Annotated in this window: 17 protein-coding genes; all 17 read right to left on the bottom strand. The window is 30.1% G+C overall.

Going from position 1 to position 16659, the window contains the following annotated elements:
* Positions 1 to 91: 91 nt before the first annotated feature.
* On the bottom strand, positions 92 to 421 hold the full coding sequence (locus ACX6CF_RS24505; protein ID WP_458788007.1) for a DUF6075 family protein: 330 nt from the start codon (positions 419 to 421) through the stop codon (positions 92 to 94).
* 445 nt (positions 422 to 866) lie between these two features.
* On the bottom strand, positions 867 to 1223 hold the full coding sequence (locus ACX6CF_RS24500; RefSeq protein WP_458788006.1) for an HsdM family class I SAM-dependent methyltransferase: 357 nt from the start codon (positions 1221 to 1223) through the stop codon (positions 867 to 869).
* A 9-nt stretch (positions 1224 to 1232) separates the two neighbouring features.
* Positions 1233 to 1634 carry a recombinase family protein gene (locus ACX6CF_RS24495; RefSeq protein WP_458788005.1) on the bottom strand — a complete coding sequence of 134 codons (402 nt, stop codon included), beginning with the start codon at positions 1632 to 1634 and terminating at the stop codon, positions 1233 to 1235.
* Between the two features lie 91 nt (positions 1635 to 1725).
* Entirely contained in the window at positions 1726 to 1830 is a 105-nt protein-coding gene (locus ACX6CF_RS24490) for an SEC-C metal-binding domain-containing protein (protein WP_458788009.1), read from the bottom strand.
* Between the two features lie 285 nt (positions 1831 to 2115).
* The gene (locus tag ACX6CF_RS24485; protein ID WP_458788004.1) at positions 2116 to 3282 is read right to left on the bottom strand and encodes a nucleotide sugar dehydrogenase; all 1167 of its coding nucleotides are present in this window, start codon (positions 3280 to 3282) and stop codon (positions 2116 to 2118) included.
* A gap of 35 nt (positions 3283 to 3317) precedes the next feature.
* A complete protein-coding gene (locus ACX6CF_RS24480; protein ID WP_458788003.1) occupies positions 3318 to 4328 on the bottom strand; it encodes a GDP-mannose 4,6-dehydratase in 1011 nt (336 codons plus the stop codon).
* Between the two features lie 195 nt (positions 4329 to 4523).
* Positions 4524 to 5438 carry an ATP-grasp fold amidoligase family protein gene (locus tag ACX6CF_RS24475; protein ID WP_458788002.1) on the bottom strand — a complete coding sequence of 305 codons (915 nt, stop codon included), beginning with the start codon at positions 5436 to 5438 and terminating at the stop codon, positions 4524 to 4526.
* Positions 5431 to 6699 (bottom strand): lipopolysaccharide biosynthesis protein, encoded by a 1269-nt coding sequence (locus ACX6CF_RS24470; protein ID WP_458788001.1) that lies wholly within the window; start codon positions 6697 to 6699, stop codon positions 5431 to 5433. The genes ACX6CF_RS24475 and ACX6CF_RS24470 overlap by 8 nt, the downstream gene beginning before the upstream one ends.
* 21 nt (positions 6700 to 6720) lie before the next feature.
* On the bottom strand, positions 6721 to 8166 hold the full coding sequence (locus ACX6CF_RS24465; RefSeq protein WP_458788000.1) for an O-antigen polymerase: 1446 nt from the start codon (positions 8164 to 8166) through the stop codon (positions 6721 to 6723).
* 159 nt (positions 8167 to 8325) lie between these two features.
* Entirely contained in the window at positions 8326 to 9219 is an 894-nt protein-coding gene (locus tag ACX6CF_RS24460; RefSeq protein WP_458787999.1) for an ATP-grasp fold amidoligase family protein, read from the bottom strand.
* 46 nt (positions 9220 to 9265) lie between these two features.
* Complete coding sequence (locus ACX6CF_RS24455; RefSeq protein ID WP_458787998.1) at positions 9266 to 10345, bottom strand: glycosyltransferase; 1080 nt, start codon at positions 10343 to 10345, stop codon at positions 9266 to 9268.
* Between the two features lie 30 nt (positions 10346 to 10375).
* A complete protein-coding gene (locus ACX6CF_RS24450; RefSeq protein WP_458787997.1) occupies positions 10376 to 11446 on the bottom strand; it encodes a glycosyltransferase family 4 protein in 1071 nt (356 codons plus the stop codon).
* Position 11447: 1 nt separating this feature from the next.
* The gene (locus tag ACX6CF_RS24445; protein ID WP_458787996.1) at positions 11448 to 12554 is read right to left on the bottom strand and encodes a glycosyltransferase family 4 protein; all 1107 of its coding nucleotides are present in this window, start codon (positions 12552 to 12554) and stop codon (positions 11448 to 11450) included.
* A 20-nt stretch (positions 12555 to 12574) separates the two neighbouring features.
* Positions 12575 to 13504 (bottom strand): methionyl-tRNA formyltransferase, encoded by a 930-nt coding sequence (locus tag ACX6CF_RS24440; protein ID WP_458787995.1) that lies wholly within the window; start codon positions 13502 to 13504, stop codon positions 12575 to 12577.
* 14 nt (positions 13505 to 13518) lie between these two features.
* Entirely contained in the window at positions 13519 to 14157 is a 639-nt protein-coding gene (locus ACX6CF_RS24435; protein WP_458787994.1) for a sugar transferase, read from the bottom strand.
* A gap of 19 nt (positions 14158 to 14176) precedes the next feature.
* The gene (locus tag ACX6CF_RS24430; protein WP_458787993.1) at positions 14177 to 15412 is read right to left on the bottom strand and encodes a DegT/DnrJ/EryC1/StrS family aminotransferase; all 1236 of its coding nucleotides are present in this window, start codon (positions 15410 to 15412) and stop codon (positions 14177 to 14179) included.
* Between the two features lie 854 nt (positions 15413 to 16266).
* Complete coding sequence (locus ACX6CF_RS24425) at positions 16267 to 16599, bottom strand: PglD-related sugar-binding protein (RefSeq protein ID WP_458788008.1); 333 nt, start codon at positions 16597 to 16599, stop codon at positions 16267 to 16269.
* Positions 16600 to 16659 lie beyond the last annotated feature (60 nt).

Here is a 16659-nt window from a genome sequence, read left to right as displayed (position 1 = left end):
GACAATTCTTAGCTGGTCTTTCAAAATTCTAGTTCATCATCATCTACGTAGACTGAACTTGATTTGAATACTCAAATCTGATTTTCATGCTTTATGTTGCTAAGTGGAAATTGCCCATATCTAAATCCAATAACAAATCAAACGGTGATACGTTCTTATCTTGATAACCATTAAATAAGTTATAAGCAAGTTTAACTAACGCCCTTGAACTATTGCAAAAATCTACCCTACAATCATATAAACAATCTGGTTTAATTTGGTGGTGTTCAAAGTTGTAGATATTGTTCACCTTCCTATGTACATCAGTATTACCAGCAATAATATAAAATAATGCCAATCGCTCTACATCCCTAGGATATGTATTTTCTCTTTGCAACAAATTTAGTACTCGTTTTTTATGTTCCATGGATAAAAATTTCATCTGTTTCACACTCATTTAATTAGTTTTTGAGAAACTTTGAAAAAATACCCCTCATATCTATAGGCAAAAAAACAAGGGGGTGGACCAAAAAAGCAAAGAATTTTCAAAATAAAAATCCCCCCATTACTTAAACGTTTTTAGCAAGTATTGCCTTAATTTTTTCACGAAAAATTTTTAATGATTAAGTTTTATAAATTTAGCCAATAAAAAAAGTCCCCTATTTTATTAAAAAATTAGGAACTAATATATTATGCAAATGCCTCCCATCGCTCTTAAGCAATTTTAAAGGCACTTTCTGGATATTTTATCTTATTAAGGTACAATTCTCTTACATAGAATGAATCCAATCAATTCCACCTTAAAAACAAACTGAATCTTAATACTCAACAACTATTTATTGAAATAGTTCTGTGAAGAACTATCATAAAATTCACAATTATCGTCACTACCACTGATTTTGGTGCAAGTCCATATCCTTTGAAACGAAAATCTTTTGCCAAAGTATCATTGGCTCCCAACGATAACTAAATGGTGAATTAGCAACAACAGCATCAAACTCTAACTTATTTGCAGGATTTAACTCATTCAGAATATCCCAATCATTTAATAAAAAATCACCATTAAATAGTTGAAATTCTGTATCCTTTAATCCATGTAGTAACATATTCATTCGAGCAAGGTTGTAAGTAGTAATATTTTTTTCCTGTCCATAAATCTGCCCTATAGAATTTGTTCCTAACTGTTTTCTAACATTGATCAAAAGCGAACCAGATCCACATGCAAAATTAAGAACTCTTTTCACCTTTTTTTATTACCTGTGCTTGGATCTTGACTGTCTAGTGCAACTATCCTTGAAAGAATCGTGGAAATTTGCTGTGAAGTATAGAATTCTCCTGCTTTTTTTACCAATTAAATACTCATATGCAGGTAAGTCACTTTCATTCGGAAATTCAGAAAGACCTTCTGCTATTTCGGTAATAATATAACATAATACCTTATTACACGAACTATAATTTTTCCCAAGTTTATTAGAATCTAAAATCTCCATAATAGCACCAAGCTTAGACAACATATTTTTACCTTTACTCGTCCTTGTATTAATTTCTTCTTTATTAAAGATGATACCTACTCCTATTTTATCAAAAGACTTAATCATATCCAGTATTTCAGAAAGTGAGGAAGCCATTTGGGATATGGAAATTTTTTTATCCATATTGTTTACACTCCCCTTATCTAGTATGAACCTTAATCGAAAAATAACATCAGCTATATCGAATTTAAAACTTCCTAATGTCGTTTTAATTTCAAGTACATCTATAGCTACTCTTTCCCCAAACACACTTCTTATATTTCTTCCCACTGCCACATGGACATGGATCGTTTCTACCCACTTTTTTAATAATCCTCATTTGTTCCCTTGGAATGCTCCTAAGATTTGGCTTTTCATATTTCACAAATATCTCATTAGGCGTGTATCCGTTATTTTCCCAGATTCGAGTATTGTTAGCCAGATCCATGACAAGCTACATCACTTCATTGATTTGCTTTTCATTCTTAAAATTAACGCCCTTTTCATTAATAGAATCAAATATCAATTCAGTAGAAAAACCAAACTGGCATATTACCCACATCACCATCTCGTTATGCTACCCCAGAACAAATTACAAGGTTTGTAGGGTGTAAAAGTTATAAGGTTAATCCCTACTATACAAATCCCTAGTATACACTTTTTCCTCTACGTCCAATATATCATCAGCCATCCTATTAGTCACAATAACATCACTAATCTCCTTAAATTCATTTAAATCTCTAATCACTCTTGAGTTGTAGAACTCATCTTCTTTAAGTGCTGGCTCAAATACTACTACTTCAATACCTTTAGCTTTAATTCTCTTCATAACACCTTGAATAGATGATTGTCTAAAGTTATCTGAATCCATTTTCATAGTTAATCTATATACCCCTACAATTTTAGGTTTTCTACTTATGATCATATCAGCTACATGGTCTTTTCTTGTTCTGTTGGCATCTACTATTGCTGCCATAATGTTTTGAGGCACATCTGAATAATTGGCTAATAACTGTTTTGTATCTTTAGGTAAGCAATATCCACCATAACCAAAGGATGGATTGTTATAATGACTTCCTATTCTAGGATCTAAACATACACCTTCAACTATTTGCTTTGTGTCTAGTCCTCTTACTTCTGCATAAGTATCAAGTTCATTAAAGTATGCTACTCTCATAGCAAGGTATGTATTTGAAAATAGTTTTACAGCTTCCGCTTCTGTTGAATTCGTAAATAAGACGTTAATATCTTCTTTAATAGCACCTTGTACTAATAAATCAGCAAACTTCTTAGCTCTTTCTGATTGCTCCCCTACAATAATTCTTGATGGATATAAATTATCATATAAAGCTTTACCTTCTCTTAAAAACTCTGGTGAAAAGATAATGTTATCTGTTTCAAACATAGCTTTTACTTTTTCTACATATCCTACTGGTACGGTTGATTTAATAACCATTACTGCATCTGGATTAATAGATAATACATTAGCAATAACTGCTTCAACGGTTCTTGTATTAAAATAATTCTTCTCAGCATCGTAATTTGTAGGTGTTGAGATGATAACATATTCTGCATCTTTAAATGCTAAGTAATTATCTGTTGTTGATATCAAGTTTAATTCCTTTGTTGCTAAAAAATCTTCTATCTCTTTATCAATAATCGGTGATTTCTTATTATTGATCATATCAACTTTTTCTTTAATAATATCAAGTGCTATAACTTCATTATGTTGGGATAATAATACTGCATTTGATAATCCAACATAACCTGTTCCTGCTATTGTAATTTTCATTTCTATGTTGCCCCCTTTAACTTACTTTGGTTTATTTACTCTTCAACCTCATAATACTCTTTATACCACTTTGCAAATCGGTCTAATCCTTCATCAAGACTTGTACTTGGTTTAAATCCAAAATCTTTTTCTAGTTCAGATACATCAGCATATGTTTGATATACATCCCCTGGTTGCATAGGAAGTAATTCTTTTTCTGCTTCATGTTCAATAATTACATATTTTATTAATTTCTGTTCTAATATGTCTACAAAATTCTTTAAGCTTTCAGGATTATTATTACCAATATTATAAACTTTATATTTTACACCATCTTCATTAGGTTCTGGTGCTTTATCCATAACATTAATCACACCTGTCACAATATCATCAATATAAGTAAAATCTCTATACATATCTCCAAAATTATAAATCTGTATCTTTTCACCTTTTACTAATTTATTAGTAAATTTGAAATATGCCATATCAGGTCTACCTGCTGGACCATATACAGTAAAGAAACGAAGTCCCGTTGCTGGAATATCATATAACTTAGAATATGCATGTGCCATTAACTCATTTGACTTCTTAGTTGCAGCGTAAAGTGATACAGGATTATCTACTTTATCCTCTGTAGAATATGGAACTTTTTTATTAGAACCATAAACAGATGAAGATGATGCATAAACTAAATGTTCTACTGGATAATTACGGCAAGCCTCTAATATATTAAAAAATCCTGTTATATTAGAATCAATATATGCTTGAGGATTATCAATAGAATAACGCACTCCTGCCTGCGCTGCTAAATTAACAACTATATCTGGATGATACTGTTCGAAAATAGAGTCAACCGCTTGTTTATCCGCCAAATCATCTTTTATAAATGTAAAGTTTGGAGATGATTTAAGCTGGGATAAACGATATTCTTTTAAGTTTACATCATAATAATCATTTACATTATCGAATCCGATAATTTTATTATCTGAAATAAGAGCTTTGGCTAAGTTAGAACCTATAAAGCCAGCTGCTCCTGTAATTAAAATTGTTAAATTCTTATGTGACATTACATTCCATCCTTTCATAATCGCTAAAATATATTTTTTATAATTTTAATATAATTAAAAAATTATCGCTCCGAGGTTATTTCTAGGATAAGGATTAAAAAAACATAATGTTTTTTCGACAAAATCCGTACCACCGGGGAGCCTAGCTCACGTGCGGTTTTCGCGTGAGCTTGCTATTAGTATCCTCCAATCAATTTATTTTAATATAGGCAACTCTAACCAATTACCCATTTGAATTTCAAATTCTTCAGGCCTAAACATACCCATACCACTTTCATGGAAAAATGTAAGTTCACCAAAAATCACCTTATCGTTAATATAATAAAAATCAACTCTTACGTGTGGAAAACCTTGAGATAATTTTTTGCTCAGCATTAACATTTCATTTAATTTTTGCGGCCTTTGAATTTTAACCGATTCATCCTTTTGATATTTAATTTCGCCTTTAATTTGTTTCCAATTAAGATCATAAAAATTTCTCTTGTGATTTTTGAATCGAGCAAAATCGACCTCAATAATTTTGGGTTCTCCATCAAAACAAAAAATTTTGTAATCTCTTAATTCACCAGTTTCAACTTCTTCTAAATATTTTTCACATATTATTCTTGGTTTTATATCTTTATAAACCCATTCGCGATTTTGCCAAAAATAGTTTGTTTTTAACCATCGTTTCATCTTTTGAAATTCATTTTCCCAATTCATTTCATATTTATTATTGCAAATAGTATTAAACCCGGATCCATGGGTTCCTTTAAAAACAAATCTATCAGGAAGTTTTTTTATATCAATATCATCAACAGATTCATAAACACCATATAACTCGTTTAAATACTCTGACCCAATCTTTTCTGATATAAACTCCCTTACTTCATACTTATCAGCACACTTCGTTGCTAACGGATCATTCCATTTTAGTTTGAGCCACTGGAGCTTATCATTGAATTTTACCGGATTGTCCAACTCTACCTCTCTATTTAATCTTGATTTAAATTTCTTTTTTATAAACTTTTTGTCAGAAATAAGGTATTTATAACGTATTACCTTTGACTTATCATATGTTCCAACAATATATTGATTCCTTTTCAAAATACTTCTAATTTTATCACCCAATAAAATCTCCCTCTTTCTTTGCTAATTTTATAATCTTTCTCTCACAATACAACGCTGAAAAAATAGAAGTTATTAGAATTGCTACTGTAGTCGCAATAGCAGGCCCACTGAGTCCAAATAGTTTTACAAATATAATATCTAATCCTAAATTTAGTATTGCCCTAAAAATATTAATTGTTTGTTGTAATTTATGTTTCTTATTTGTATTATAATATAACATATAAAATACAGATAGATATCTAAATACACTCCCAACCATTAAAATGTTAAATATTCTAACGGATTCTATATATCTTTCACCATATAAAGTTACAATTATCGGCTCAGCAAAAAACATAACCAGGATATGAGCTATTGTACTAAGTACCAAAATAATAAATCTTTCTCTATAAAAAAAATTCTTAATCTTTTTATGATTATTATTAGCAAAATATGCAGACACACTCGATGCGTAATAACTAGAAATTACAAAAGCAAATCCCGCAATATTATTAAATAATTTATATGCCGCATTATATATACCAACATCTTCCGTAGTCATAAAATGTTTTATAATTGCTGTATCTCCAAAGTTAATTAGATATAGTCCTGAAAATCCAAATAATTGCCATAATGAAAAATTCAAAACTTCCTTAAACCATGATCTATCAAACTGGAATTTCCCAATATCTTTTTTTTGCATTCCCAAAATGTATGTTAATACTGTAGCATGGCTAATAATATTAAGAATGATAAGCGCCTGTACATCAAAAGATATTGATATAATCAAAATAATATAAATTACTTTTGCTGTAACCGAAAGCATGCTCGATAATAGTTGTCTGTTTACTGCTAAAAAATATTGACTTAAATAATCCTCCGCTACACTTACATATAGCCATATCAAAATAAGAAATGATACTTCTATCCCTATATAATCATTGATTTGTTTTCTAAAAGCAGCAAATATTACGCTTGTAATTATTAAACTAAAGAAGATAATGATGTTTCTAGCCCAAAATGTTTTATTTATGTTCCCATTCTTTGCTTTTTCTTTACTTCCATAATAGAGTATTGAAGATGAACTCCAACTAAAACCAAAAGTTGTTATTAAACCAATAAGCATAAACGCTACTGAAAAAACACCAAAGTCATTTACACTTAGTTTTCTTACAATAAATATATTGGTGATTAAACTTAGTACCATAGTTAATACTTTTAATAATGAGTATATAATAAAGTTTTTTCTTTTTTTCAAATTACTAGATATCTTTTTATTCAAAACGCCCACTCTTTCAAATTTTTACTTTTCACCAAAACCATTATTAACTTTATTGTGATTTCTATCAAATATAAAACAACTAAAAATACAAACAAAAATGTATAAAATTATACCTTTAAATGCTATTGCTGAAATGATATTTCCAAAAGACACTCTATGGAAACTTATTACTAAAGGTGAAAGCGATATATAAAAAACTAAAGATTTCCAGTTTTTATTGCTTATCCTTTTATCTAATCTTTGCAACATATATCCTATAAATAAATACATAAAAAATACGCCAAAATAACTAAAATTCCAGTACGCTTCTAAAATAGAAGAAAATGCAGTTCCAGCTATGGACCCTCTTAATGCCTCAGATGGAAAATACACATCACGAAATATATACCCAATTTGTTGAGGTTTATTACCCGGATAAATAATTGAGGGTATCATTAGAAATATCCCATTAACATAACTCTTTCCTAATAATAAGTCAAATTTATTATTGGAATTAATATAAAACATATTAAAATTACCAAAAGGAGCTCCAAATTCATTACTACCTGGATTTAAAGCTTTTACTATCCTTTCTTTTTGAAATGCAAGTTCAAAAAATGTATTTTTATCTGTAAAAAGCAACGGTGCTATACCTCTATTGGCATATAAAAATCCCATTATTATATACAATAGTAAAACCATTATAATTAATTTAGGTCTTATACTCTTAATAGGTTTTAAATAAGTAACTCCAATAAAAATAATAATAATTATTGATAAAAGAACTCCTCTTTTCCCTAAATAAATATTAACAAACAAATAAGGCATCATATAAATAATAAATCTCAATATCTTCATTTTATTATTTTTCTTTCTCCTATTAATGTTTATTCCAATATATAATGAAAAAAAAGCAAAAGCAAAATCCGCAAAATAATTTACAGGCACCGTTACTGATAATTCTGATATTGCGCTTTGATAATAAGCTTTTCCTTGTATTAGTGCTGATATTCCTCCTACACGCATAAAATTTATTAATTCAAAACTCATAGAAATAAATGCAAAAATTAATGAGGATTTAATCAATACTTTTTCTTTTAAAAATAATCTACTTATATCTTTAAAAACAAAATTAGACTTTCCCTTATTAAAAAGATTATAAAATAGAATTCCAATTATAAATCCAATATTTGAAATACAAAATACACTTATGAAACTACCAACATCATATAAATCGCCAAATATATTAGCTAATCCTTCCCCCCAATACACATTAATTGGACCACTTAATCCGTATAGAACACTAAAAGCATAAAATACTATAGTTAGGTTAGAATAACTTTTACATATTGTTTTAATATAAAATACCAAAAATATACTCGTTATAATGCTTATTATCAAACTAATATCAATTAAATCCACTTGACTAAATGCTATAGATAAAAGATAAAGAATTATAAGAGTTATTGCCTTTAATAAATTTTTCATATTCAGGTTGTTTCCTCTCTATCGCAAATATATTAAACAAAAATTTAATACTCTTCATTAGTCACCTGTAAAGATAACCTAAACGAAACTCAAGTTATACGTGTTAAGCTAGCTTTACACTAAGTAACATTTAAAGAATATTACTCATAAACCACTAACCTATATCGTAGCTTTCTTTTTAGGTAATTTCAAATATTTTCCCATTTCATAATCAAACTTCATTGGTTCATACGGTTCACTTCCTGAAAAATGGAAAAATGTACATTCGCCAAAAATCACTTTATTATTTTCTATGTAGAAATCAACTCGAACATGTGGAAAGCCTTTAGAAAGAATTTTTGAATACTCTAGGATTTCATTTAATTCTTTGGGTCTTATCAATATTTCTCCACTATTTGGATAATGATTCTTAACAGTAAGATGATTCCATTCAAGATCATAAAAATCAAATTTTGTAGTATGTTCACCCCTATCAGTGGCCACAAAAAGACATTTTGGTTCTCCATTAAAACAAAATATCTTATAGTCCTTAGGACATTTTTCATCATTTGTTTTAATTAACTTTTCTACAATAATTCTAGGCTTAATATCTCTGTATACCCATTCGAGCGAGTCATAATAATGACTTATTTTTAACCATTTATTAAACATTTTCTTCTCTGTACCCCAATTAAACTTAGATTTATCAGTACAAATTAAATTTTGGCCACACCCATGTGTAACCTTCATCACAAATTCACTTGGTAGACTATCTATATTAATATCATCAACATTATCATATACTCCATATAAATCATTGAGTAAATGTCCTAAGCCCCTATCTTCTACAAACTTTCTTACTGAATATTTATCAGCACATATAGTTGCATTTGGATCATACCAATTAAGTTTGAGCCACTGAAGCTTTTCATTGAATGTCTGCGGATTTTTCACATTGAGTTTGTATCCAGCATGACGTTTAAATTCTATTTTAAGGATAGCTTCTGGCCGTATCTTGAATGCTGTAAATCTAATTAAATTAAACATATCTTGTATAAACTTTGGACGTTTCATAATAAAATCTTCTCCTTTTGTGCAATTTTAATTTTGTAATTTATATTCAAATAGATTCGATAAATCCCATTATCTCTTTTACACTAGCCTCTGCGGTATATCTACTCAATATTGTTTCCCTTGCACTTCTACCCATATTTATTGAATCATCAATATTATTTATCATTTTAAACATTGAATCTACAAGTGCATCTTGATTTCCAACTGGAATTAAAGCTCCATTGATACCATCTTCAATTAAATCAGCTGGTCCTGTTGGACAATTAGTAGATATGCAAGGTAATCCTACCGCCATAGCTTCCATAAGTGAGTTAGGCATACCCTCTGCATCAGATGAAAGAATAAATAAATCAGATTCTTGGAGAACTTCAACTATATTATTTGTCCTACCACAAAGCAAAACCTTTTGCTTTAAATTTAGTTCATCAATATAATCATTTAACTGATTAAATAATGAACCTTCTCCATAAATTTTCAAATTAATTTTTTCGTTATCTTTTGAAACTTGTGAAAAAGCTCTTAGTAGCATAAAATAATTTTTTTGTTTTTCTAATCTCCCAACTGTAACAAAATTACATATCTCTTTATTAATAAATACTTTTTCTTTTTGTACAAACTCATTTGCTATAGGATTTGGAAAAATCACCATACTTTTTTGCATGAATGGAGGAAAATATTCTAATTGGGTCTTATTCTGTACAATACATCTGTCAGAAAAAAATATTGACATATTGCGTAACCATCTGATTATTTTTTTACGTGGACTATATCTAGGATCAATTCGTATTGTTTCAATAACTTTTAAATGTAACCCTATTTTAGCAATTGATGTTATCAAACCAACATGCGTTATAAATGGTAATATTACATCAGGTTTTATCTCCTGAAATATATGCCTTATCGCTCTTATTTTTTCTACTTTGGCTAAATTATCGTATTCATTCTTTTTATGTTTAACTGTATGTATAATAACTTTTTTATCTAATGAATATTCATTTTCCAATCTATAAAATACAAGCAGATGAACATCTATTCCCAACTTTGCCAATTCACTTGTCCAAATAGATACAACTCTTTCGGCTCCGCCACTAGATAAAAAAGGTATTACAAAAAGGATTCTTTTCATCTTAAAACTTCCTATCTATAGTTTTTTAAACTAATTTTCAATAACTTCTTCCCACTTTTTTAATACATTATGTTTAGCAAATTCTTGAGATGTTATTTCTGCTTCTTCACCAAGTTGAATGGCAAATTCTCTATTAGAAGTAAGCTCTTTCATTGCTTCAATGAGCTTATCCGTAACGCCAATAGGAATCAACAATCCATTTTCACCATTTTGAATAACTTCATTCGCCCCAGCACAATCTGTTGATATGCAAGGCAAACCCATCATCATAGCCTCTAGCAAGGCATTTGATAATCCCTCATAATTAGACGAAAGCACAAACACCTCTGCATCTGCTATCTTTTCATGGATATCAGATACATTACCAGGAAGAAATACCGCTTCTACAAGCTCTAATTCTTGAATTTGTTTTGTTAGTACATCCCTTAATTTCCCTTCTCCATAGATATACAATTTATAGTCTGAATACTCATCATTTACTTTTTTAAAAGCACGAATTAGCATTGCATGATTTTTTTGCTCTAACAAACGTCCTACCGCTACTATTTTTTTTTCTTTATTATTTGAAGCTACTGTATTCACATGAATAGGATTTAATATAATTTCACTTTTATTTTGTACTCTTTTTGAAAAACAAGATTGAGCCCATTTTGTTTGAAATACAACACAATCTACAAGTGGATAAAGTATTCTTGTAGCAAGCCGTACAATTATAGACCTTCCATCTGAAGCTGGATCATTTCTCTCGGATACCACAATATGCTTATTAAGGCCAATACTTGCAAGTATTGTAATAATATTAATGCGAGCAACAAATGAAACTATTCTATCTGGTTTATTTTGAATAATATACTTTCGAATACCGTACATCCATTTTGGTAAATAGCTTATTTTTGATTTATTCTCATTACATATTGGTATTATCTTTATATTTCTATTTAATTGATAATCACACCTATTATTAAGTAATAATAGTATATCAACTTGCCATCCTTTTTCAGCATAGTGATTTGCTAGAATAGATATTACTCTCTCCGCTCCACCTCTACCCATACATCCTATTATAAATGCTATTCGTTTAACATCTTCTCTACTGTTCATTTTAAAAAACCTCACTGTATACTTTGTTCATTTTCTTTTTCACATCTTCTTTGTCAAATTGTGTGATTTTTTTAAAGTTATACAAACTCATGCGACTATTAATATTTTCAATCTTCATTAGTTTTTCTATACTTGCAACAAATCCATCTATATCATTGGGTTCCAATAAGTATCCACCTTTTGTGACTTCTATTAAATCTGTATTCCCTCTTATTTTCGAACAGATAACTGGCAAACCTGCCGCCATCGCTTCCATAAGTGACACCGAAAGCCCCTCTCTATATGAAGGGAATGCAAATATATCAGCAGCCTTATAAATCTTAGGTACATCATTTCTAAAACCTAAAAACATAACTTTATCATAAATCCCAAGTAACTTTGCTAATTGTCTTAAATAATCTTCTCTATCACCACAACCACAAATTATGTAAAACACATTTCTATTATCTATCTTCGCTAATGCTTTAATAATAACTTCATGATTTTTATTCTTATTCAACTCTCCTACTGACAGTATAACAAAAGCAGCTCTTGGTACTCCTAATTCTTCGCGTTTCTTACCTCTATCAACAGTAACTCCACTTAATTTTTTAGTATCTACACCTATACCTGGTACATATTCAATTTTCTTTGCCTTAAACTTCTTGGCTCTTTCATAATCCTCTTGATTGATTGTTATCAGCACATCAGTATATCTTGATAAAAACTTCTCAATCGGATAGTAAGCTAACCAGTTAATAATAGGTGATCCCTTATAAAAGTGAAAACCATGTGCAGTATAAATAACAGGAAAAATCCCCACAGATTTAGCTGCCAGCCTAGCTAATACTCCACCCATAGGTGAATGACAATGTACTGCATCAAAATTCTCTAATTTCATTATTTTCTTCAGTTGTTTATATGCTTTTATATTCTTTATTGAAAAAGGAGATCTTTGAATATCAAAATGATGTCTTACAATATCAAGAGCATCCAATCTCTCATTTTCATCTTCAAAATTTGCAGCGCAATGTATTTCAAATCCTAAAGATTTTAATACTTCTATATTCCCTTGCTCAAACAAATAAAATTGTCTACTAACAGTTGAGACAATCAATATTTTTTTCACCTATAACCACCAACCTAATCTTAAACTTTTATTCCCAACGTCACTCTGATACTCTTAATAACCTTATCTGCTGTCTGACGTTCTCCATTTTGTAACTGTACATCCTTAAGTAAAACAACTCCATCTCCACAAAGAACCACGATACCTTCATCTTTAATAATCTTAATAACTTTCCCAGATATTCTGCCTTCATATATAGGAATCTTATATTCTTCACAAGACCATATATATAATTTCTCTTCATTATAATAGGTGAACGCCCCTGGAAAAGGATACGTCAATGCCCTAACTAAGTTATATATTTTTTTAGAACTCCACTCCCAGTTAATCCATCCATCTTCAGGATTTCTTGCACAAGTATATGTCGCTTTTGAATTATCTTGTTTTTCAGTATTAAATGTTTTATCTTCAAGCATTGGAACTGCTCTTAACATTAGTTTCTTAAACGCCACTAAACATTTATCTAGCAAAGAATTAATATCATCCTGATAGTAAATATCTACGAATTCTCTATCTACAATATCTCCATTGTCAACCTCTTTATCTAAATAAAATAAGTTAACAGCTGTTTCTTTCTCTCCATTAATCAATAACCAATTTAATGGTGCAAAACCTCTATATCTTGGTAATGGTGAAAAATGAGTACCAAGTGCAGCAATACTAGCTTTTCTAACTACATTTTCAGGAATCATTCTTCTGTAGCCAAAGCTCATAATATAATCTACTGATTGTAAATCATCAACTACTTTTGCTATTTCCTTTTTAGTTGCATTAAGACGGTATTGATAATTTGCTTCTATACATTTTTCAATAGATCTTTCATAAAATTGTTCGTATTCATGGCTATGCTCTTGTTCAATAAAAACATGCAATATACTATAATTTAATTCTGACAAAACTTTTATTGCCTCATATCCAACTTTACTACCTATAAAAAGTACATATTGCATAAAATCAACCTTTCCTATAAATTTAATGAACTATCTTTAGTAATAGAATTGTTCTTCGTAGTTTTTTGTTCAATGAACACATCCTCTCTCTTCAATACCGATACAACCGTCTTAAAAAATATCTTTATATCAAGCCATAAAGACAAATTATTAATATAGTATATATCATGTTGAATACGTTCTTTCCATGGCACTGTATTTCTATAATATGCTTGATTAAATCCTGTAATTCCAGGTCTTATTTCCAATTTGCGTTCTTCATTACCTTCATATAATTCTCTATGCTCTGGCAAATCCGGTCTCGGTCCAATAATACTCATATCACCTTTAATGATATTTAATAACTGAGGGGTTTCATCAAGGCTAGTCTTACGAACAAACTTCCCTATCTTCGTTAACCTTGAATCATTCTCTGCATTAAATGTTGATCCGTCTTCATTTCTCAAATCAGGTGCGTTCATTTTCATCGAACGTAATTTATACATTTTAAATATCTTTCCGTTCTTTCCTAAACGTGGAGCGTTATAAAAAATAGAGCCTTTATCTTGAAAGTAAATAATAGGTCCAATAACAATCAAAATAATAAGCCAAAATGGCATAGCAATTAATGCTAGAACTAAATCAAAAACTCTTTTAAAGAAATGTCTATACATCAAATCACCCCTCTTTTATTTAAATTTCATTATCACCTAATACTTCTCCCATAGCCTTTTTCAAACTCTCAGCCACATACTCCACATCCTCATCACGAAGCAACGTATGAAGCGGTAATGAAATCTCATTCTTATACATATCAAATGCATTAGAATAATCTTTTATATCAAACCCTAAATTCTTATAAGCAGTCATCATTGGTAGAGGCTTATAATGAACATTCGTTGCGACCCCAGCATCAGCCATCTTCACAATAATTTCATTTCTCTCCATCTCACCAATACCAGGTATCCTTACTAAATAAAGATGGCCTGTAGAAGTGTAATCATCACCATAGTGCCGTAAACTTTTAACTCCTAATGGCTTAAGTTCTTTATCATATTTTTCAATAATCTGTTTACGTCTTTTCATAAGTCCGTCATATCTACTTAACTGAATCAATCCAAAACCAGCTAAAATATCAATCATGTTGCATTTGTAAGCTGGATATACAATATCATATTCCCATGCACCTTTTTTAGTTTTAGCTAATGCATCTTTAGACTGACCATGCAAACTATATAACATAAATTGTTTGTACACTTCTTCATCATCTAAACCTAAATTATTTCTCCAAACAACTGCTCCACCTTCCGCAGTCGTAAGATTCTTCACTGCATGAAATGAAAAACAGGCAAAATCAGCAACCTGACCACTTTTTAATCCTTTTCTAGTTGCACCAAATCCATGAGCAGAATCAGCTATTACAATAACTCTATTAATTACTTCTTGAAGTTCATTATTCGCTTTAAATAATTCCTTTTTACTTTCTATAACTTTATAAATCTCATCATAATCACACATTATACCTGCTAAATCCACCGGTATAATAGCTTTAGTTTTTTCTGTTATTGCATCAGCTATCTTTGAATAATCCATTTCAAATGAATCAGGAGCTGTATCAACTAATACAATCTTTGCACCAACATGATCTATTACAGAAGCCGATGCTGTATATGTATAAGCAGAAGTTATAACTTCATCCCCAGGTCCAATGCCTAAAATACGAAGTGTTAACTCCATTGCAGCAGTAGCAGAATTAAGGCATACAGCTTTATTCACTCCAATATATTCAGCTATCTTTCTTTCAAATTCTTTTGTTCTTGGCCCAGTTGTTATCCAGCCAGATTTCATAGCTTTTATAACTTCTTCTATCTCTTCATCGGTTATATCCGGTGGAGAGAAAGGAATATTTCTCAATTCAGTATCACTCACTCTACTAACCTCACAATCGTATTAAAATTACATTTTAAACTCTATTAAATAACGTGTTCATCTAACCCACATATTCTAGCACTCAACCCTTCAATCTATTTTCCAATTACCTTTCACCTCTAAAATATTGTATGATAGTACCTGTAATCTTCTTGTAACGTTCCACTTTCACACTCAACCTCTACAACCCTTACCACCACTAGCTTTCAGAGTCATTCATCTAATCCCCATACTCACCTCGGCCATAAAAAGATTTGATTCTATATATTATGCAATATATTGTGTTACTAATTATATCACCTACTATATATAGGGAATTTCTTCTTCTTCATCAGTTGACCCTTCACCAAAATGTTTATCACACTTAATAATACCATTCTCATAATAAATAATTCCATTAGATGGACAAATTGGTGATATGTTTCTTCATACTCAAACTTAAATTGACCGAATGAATTTTCAGAATGATCATTCCAACTGCACTATGTTATGATTACACACAGACTGTCTTATAGCCTCCACATATCCACCCATGTTCGGAATTACAATTGCTCATATAATTTCTAAAATTTCAATCACTATAATTAATTTTATACACGAAAATCCATCTTTGTTTTCTATGCCAATTGATATCTTACTTTTCTTACGCATAATCTAACCACTTAAAAATCCTTTAATTTTATGAAATCTTCCGACGATGGTAAATCATCTTTTGTAACAACTGCACTACTCTCAATCTTACTCTTTCCCAAGACAACACAATTAGATTTCACAATAGCTCCACAATCAACATGAACTCCATAGCCGATAAAACTATCATGATCTATGATTGAACCTGCACCAACTATGCATCCTTATTCAATAACTACATTTGTGCAAATTATTACTCCCATACTTACTATTGTTCCTGGATATATTGATGCTGAAGGACTTACTATTGCCTTTGGATGTATAATCACAGGAAGAATGTATCCTAGTTCTTCTACTCTTTTAATCCATTCCATACGTAGTTCATTGTTGCCAATTACTACAAAGGCATATCTATATTCTTTTATAAATTCTGAAATGTCATTTAACTTTCCAATTGCAATTTTAGAATGATTATATAAGAAATCAGATTCATCAAAATTACTCATTGCTTCTGCTGTTTCTTTGACCACATGTTCGTGTCCACCAGCCCCTAGAATTAGTCAGCCCCGAAAGGTAAATAAGCTTTAAAAACTTCATTTTTTCCTATAGACCTTTAT

It is taken from the genome of Vallitalea sediminicola (assembly GCF_054408565.1).
Note: the sequence above shows the minus strand (reverse complement) of the source record. Positions and strands in the feature narration are given on the sequence as shown.

Bases quoted from the DNA above. Each gene is read 5' to 3' on its own strand.
- ACX6CF_RS24435 (WP_458787994.1), bottom strand. From the start codon at position 14,157: ATGTATAGACATTTCTTTAAAAGAGTTTTTGATTTAGTTCTAGCATTA.
- ACX6CF_RS24505 (WP_458788007.1), bottom strand. From the start codon at position 421: ATGAAATTTTTATCCATGGAACATAAAAAACGAGTACTAAATTTGTTG.
- ACX6CF_RS24485 (WP_458788004.1), bottom strand. From the start codon at position 3,282: ATGAAAATTACAATAGCAGGAACAGGTTATGTTGGATTATCAAATGCA.
- ACX6CF_RS24495 (WP_458788005.1), bottom strand. From the start codon at position 1,634: ATGGATAAAAAAATTTCCATATCCCAAATGGCTTCCTCACTTTCTGAA.
- ACX6CF_RS24455 (WP_458787998.1), bottom strand. From the start codon at position 10,345: ATGAAAAGAATCCTTTTTGTAATACCTTTTTTATCTAGTGGCGGAGCC.
- ACX6CF_RS24450 (WP_458787997.1), bottom strand. From the start codon at position 11,446: ATGAACAGTAGAGAAGATGTTAAACGAATAGCATTTATAATAGGATGT.
- ACX6CF_RS24440 (WP_458787995.1), bottom strand. From the start codon at position 13,504: ATGCAATATGTACTTTTTATAGGTAGTAAAGTTGGATATGAGGCAATA.
- ACX6CF_RS24465 (WP_458788000.1), bottom strand. From the start codon at position 8,166: ATGAAAAATTTATTAAAGGCAATAACTCTTATAATTCTTTATCTTTTA.
- ACX6CF_RS24480 (WP_458788003.1), bottom strand. From the start codon at position 4,328: ATGTCACATAAGAATTTAACAATTTTAATTACAGGAGCAGCTGGCTTT.
- ACX6CF_RS24460 (WP_458787999.1), bottom strand. From the start codon at position 9,219: ATGAAACGTCCAAAGTTTATACAAGATATGTTTAATTTAATTAGATTT.
- ACX6CF_RS24490 (WP_458788009.1), bottom strand. From the start codon at position 1,830: ATGAGGATTATTAAAAAAGTGGGTAGAAACGATCCATGTCCATGTGGC.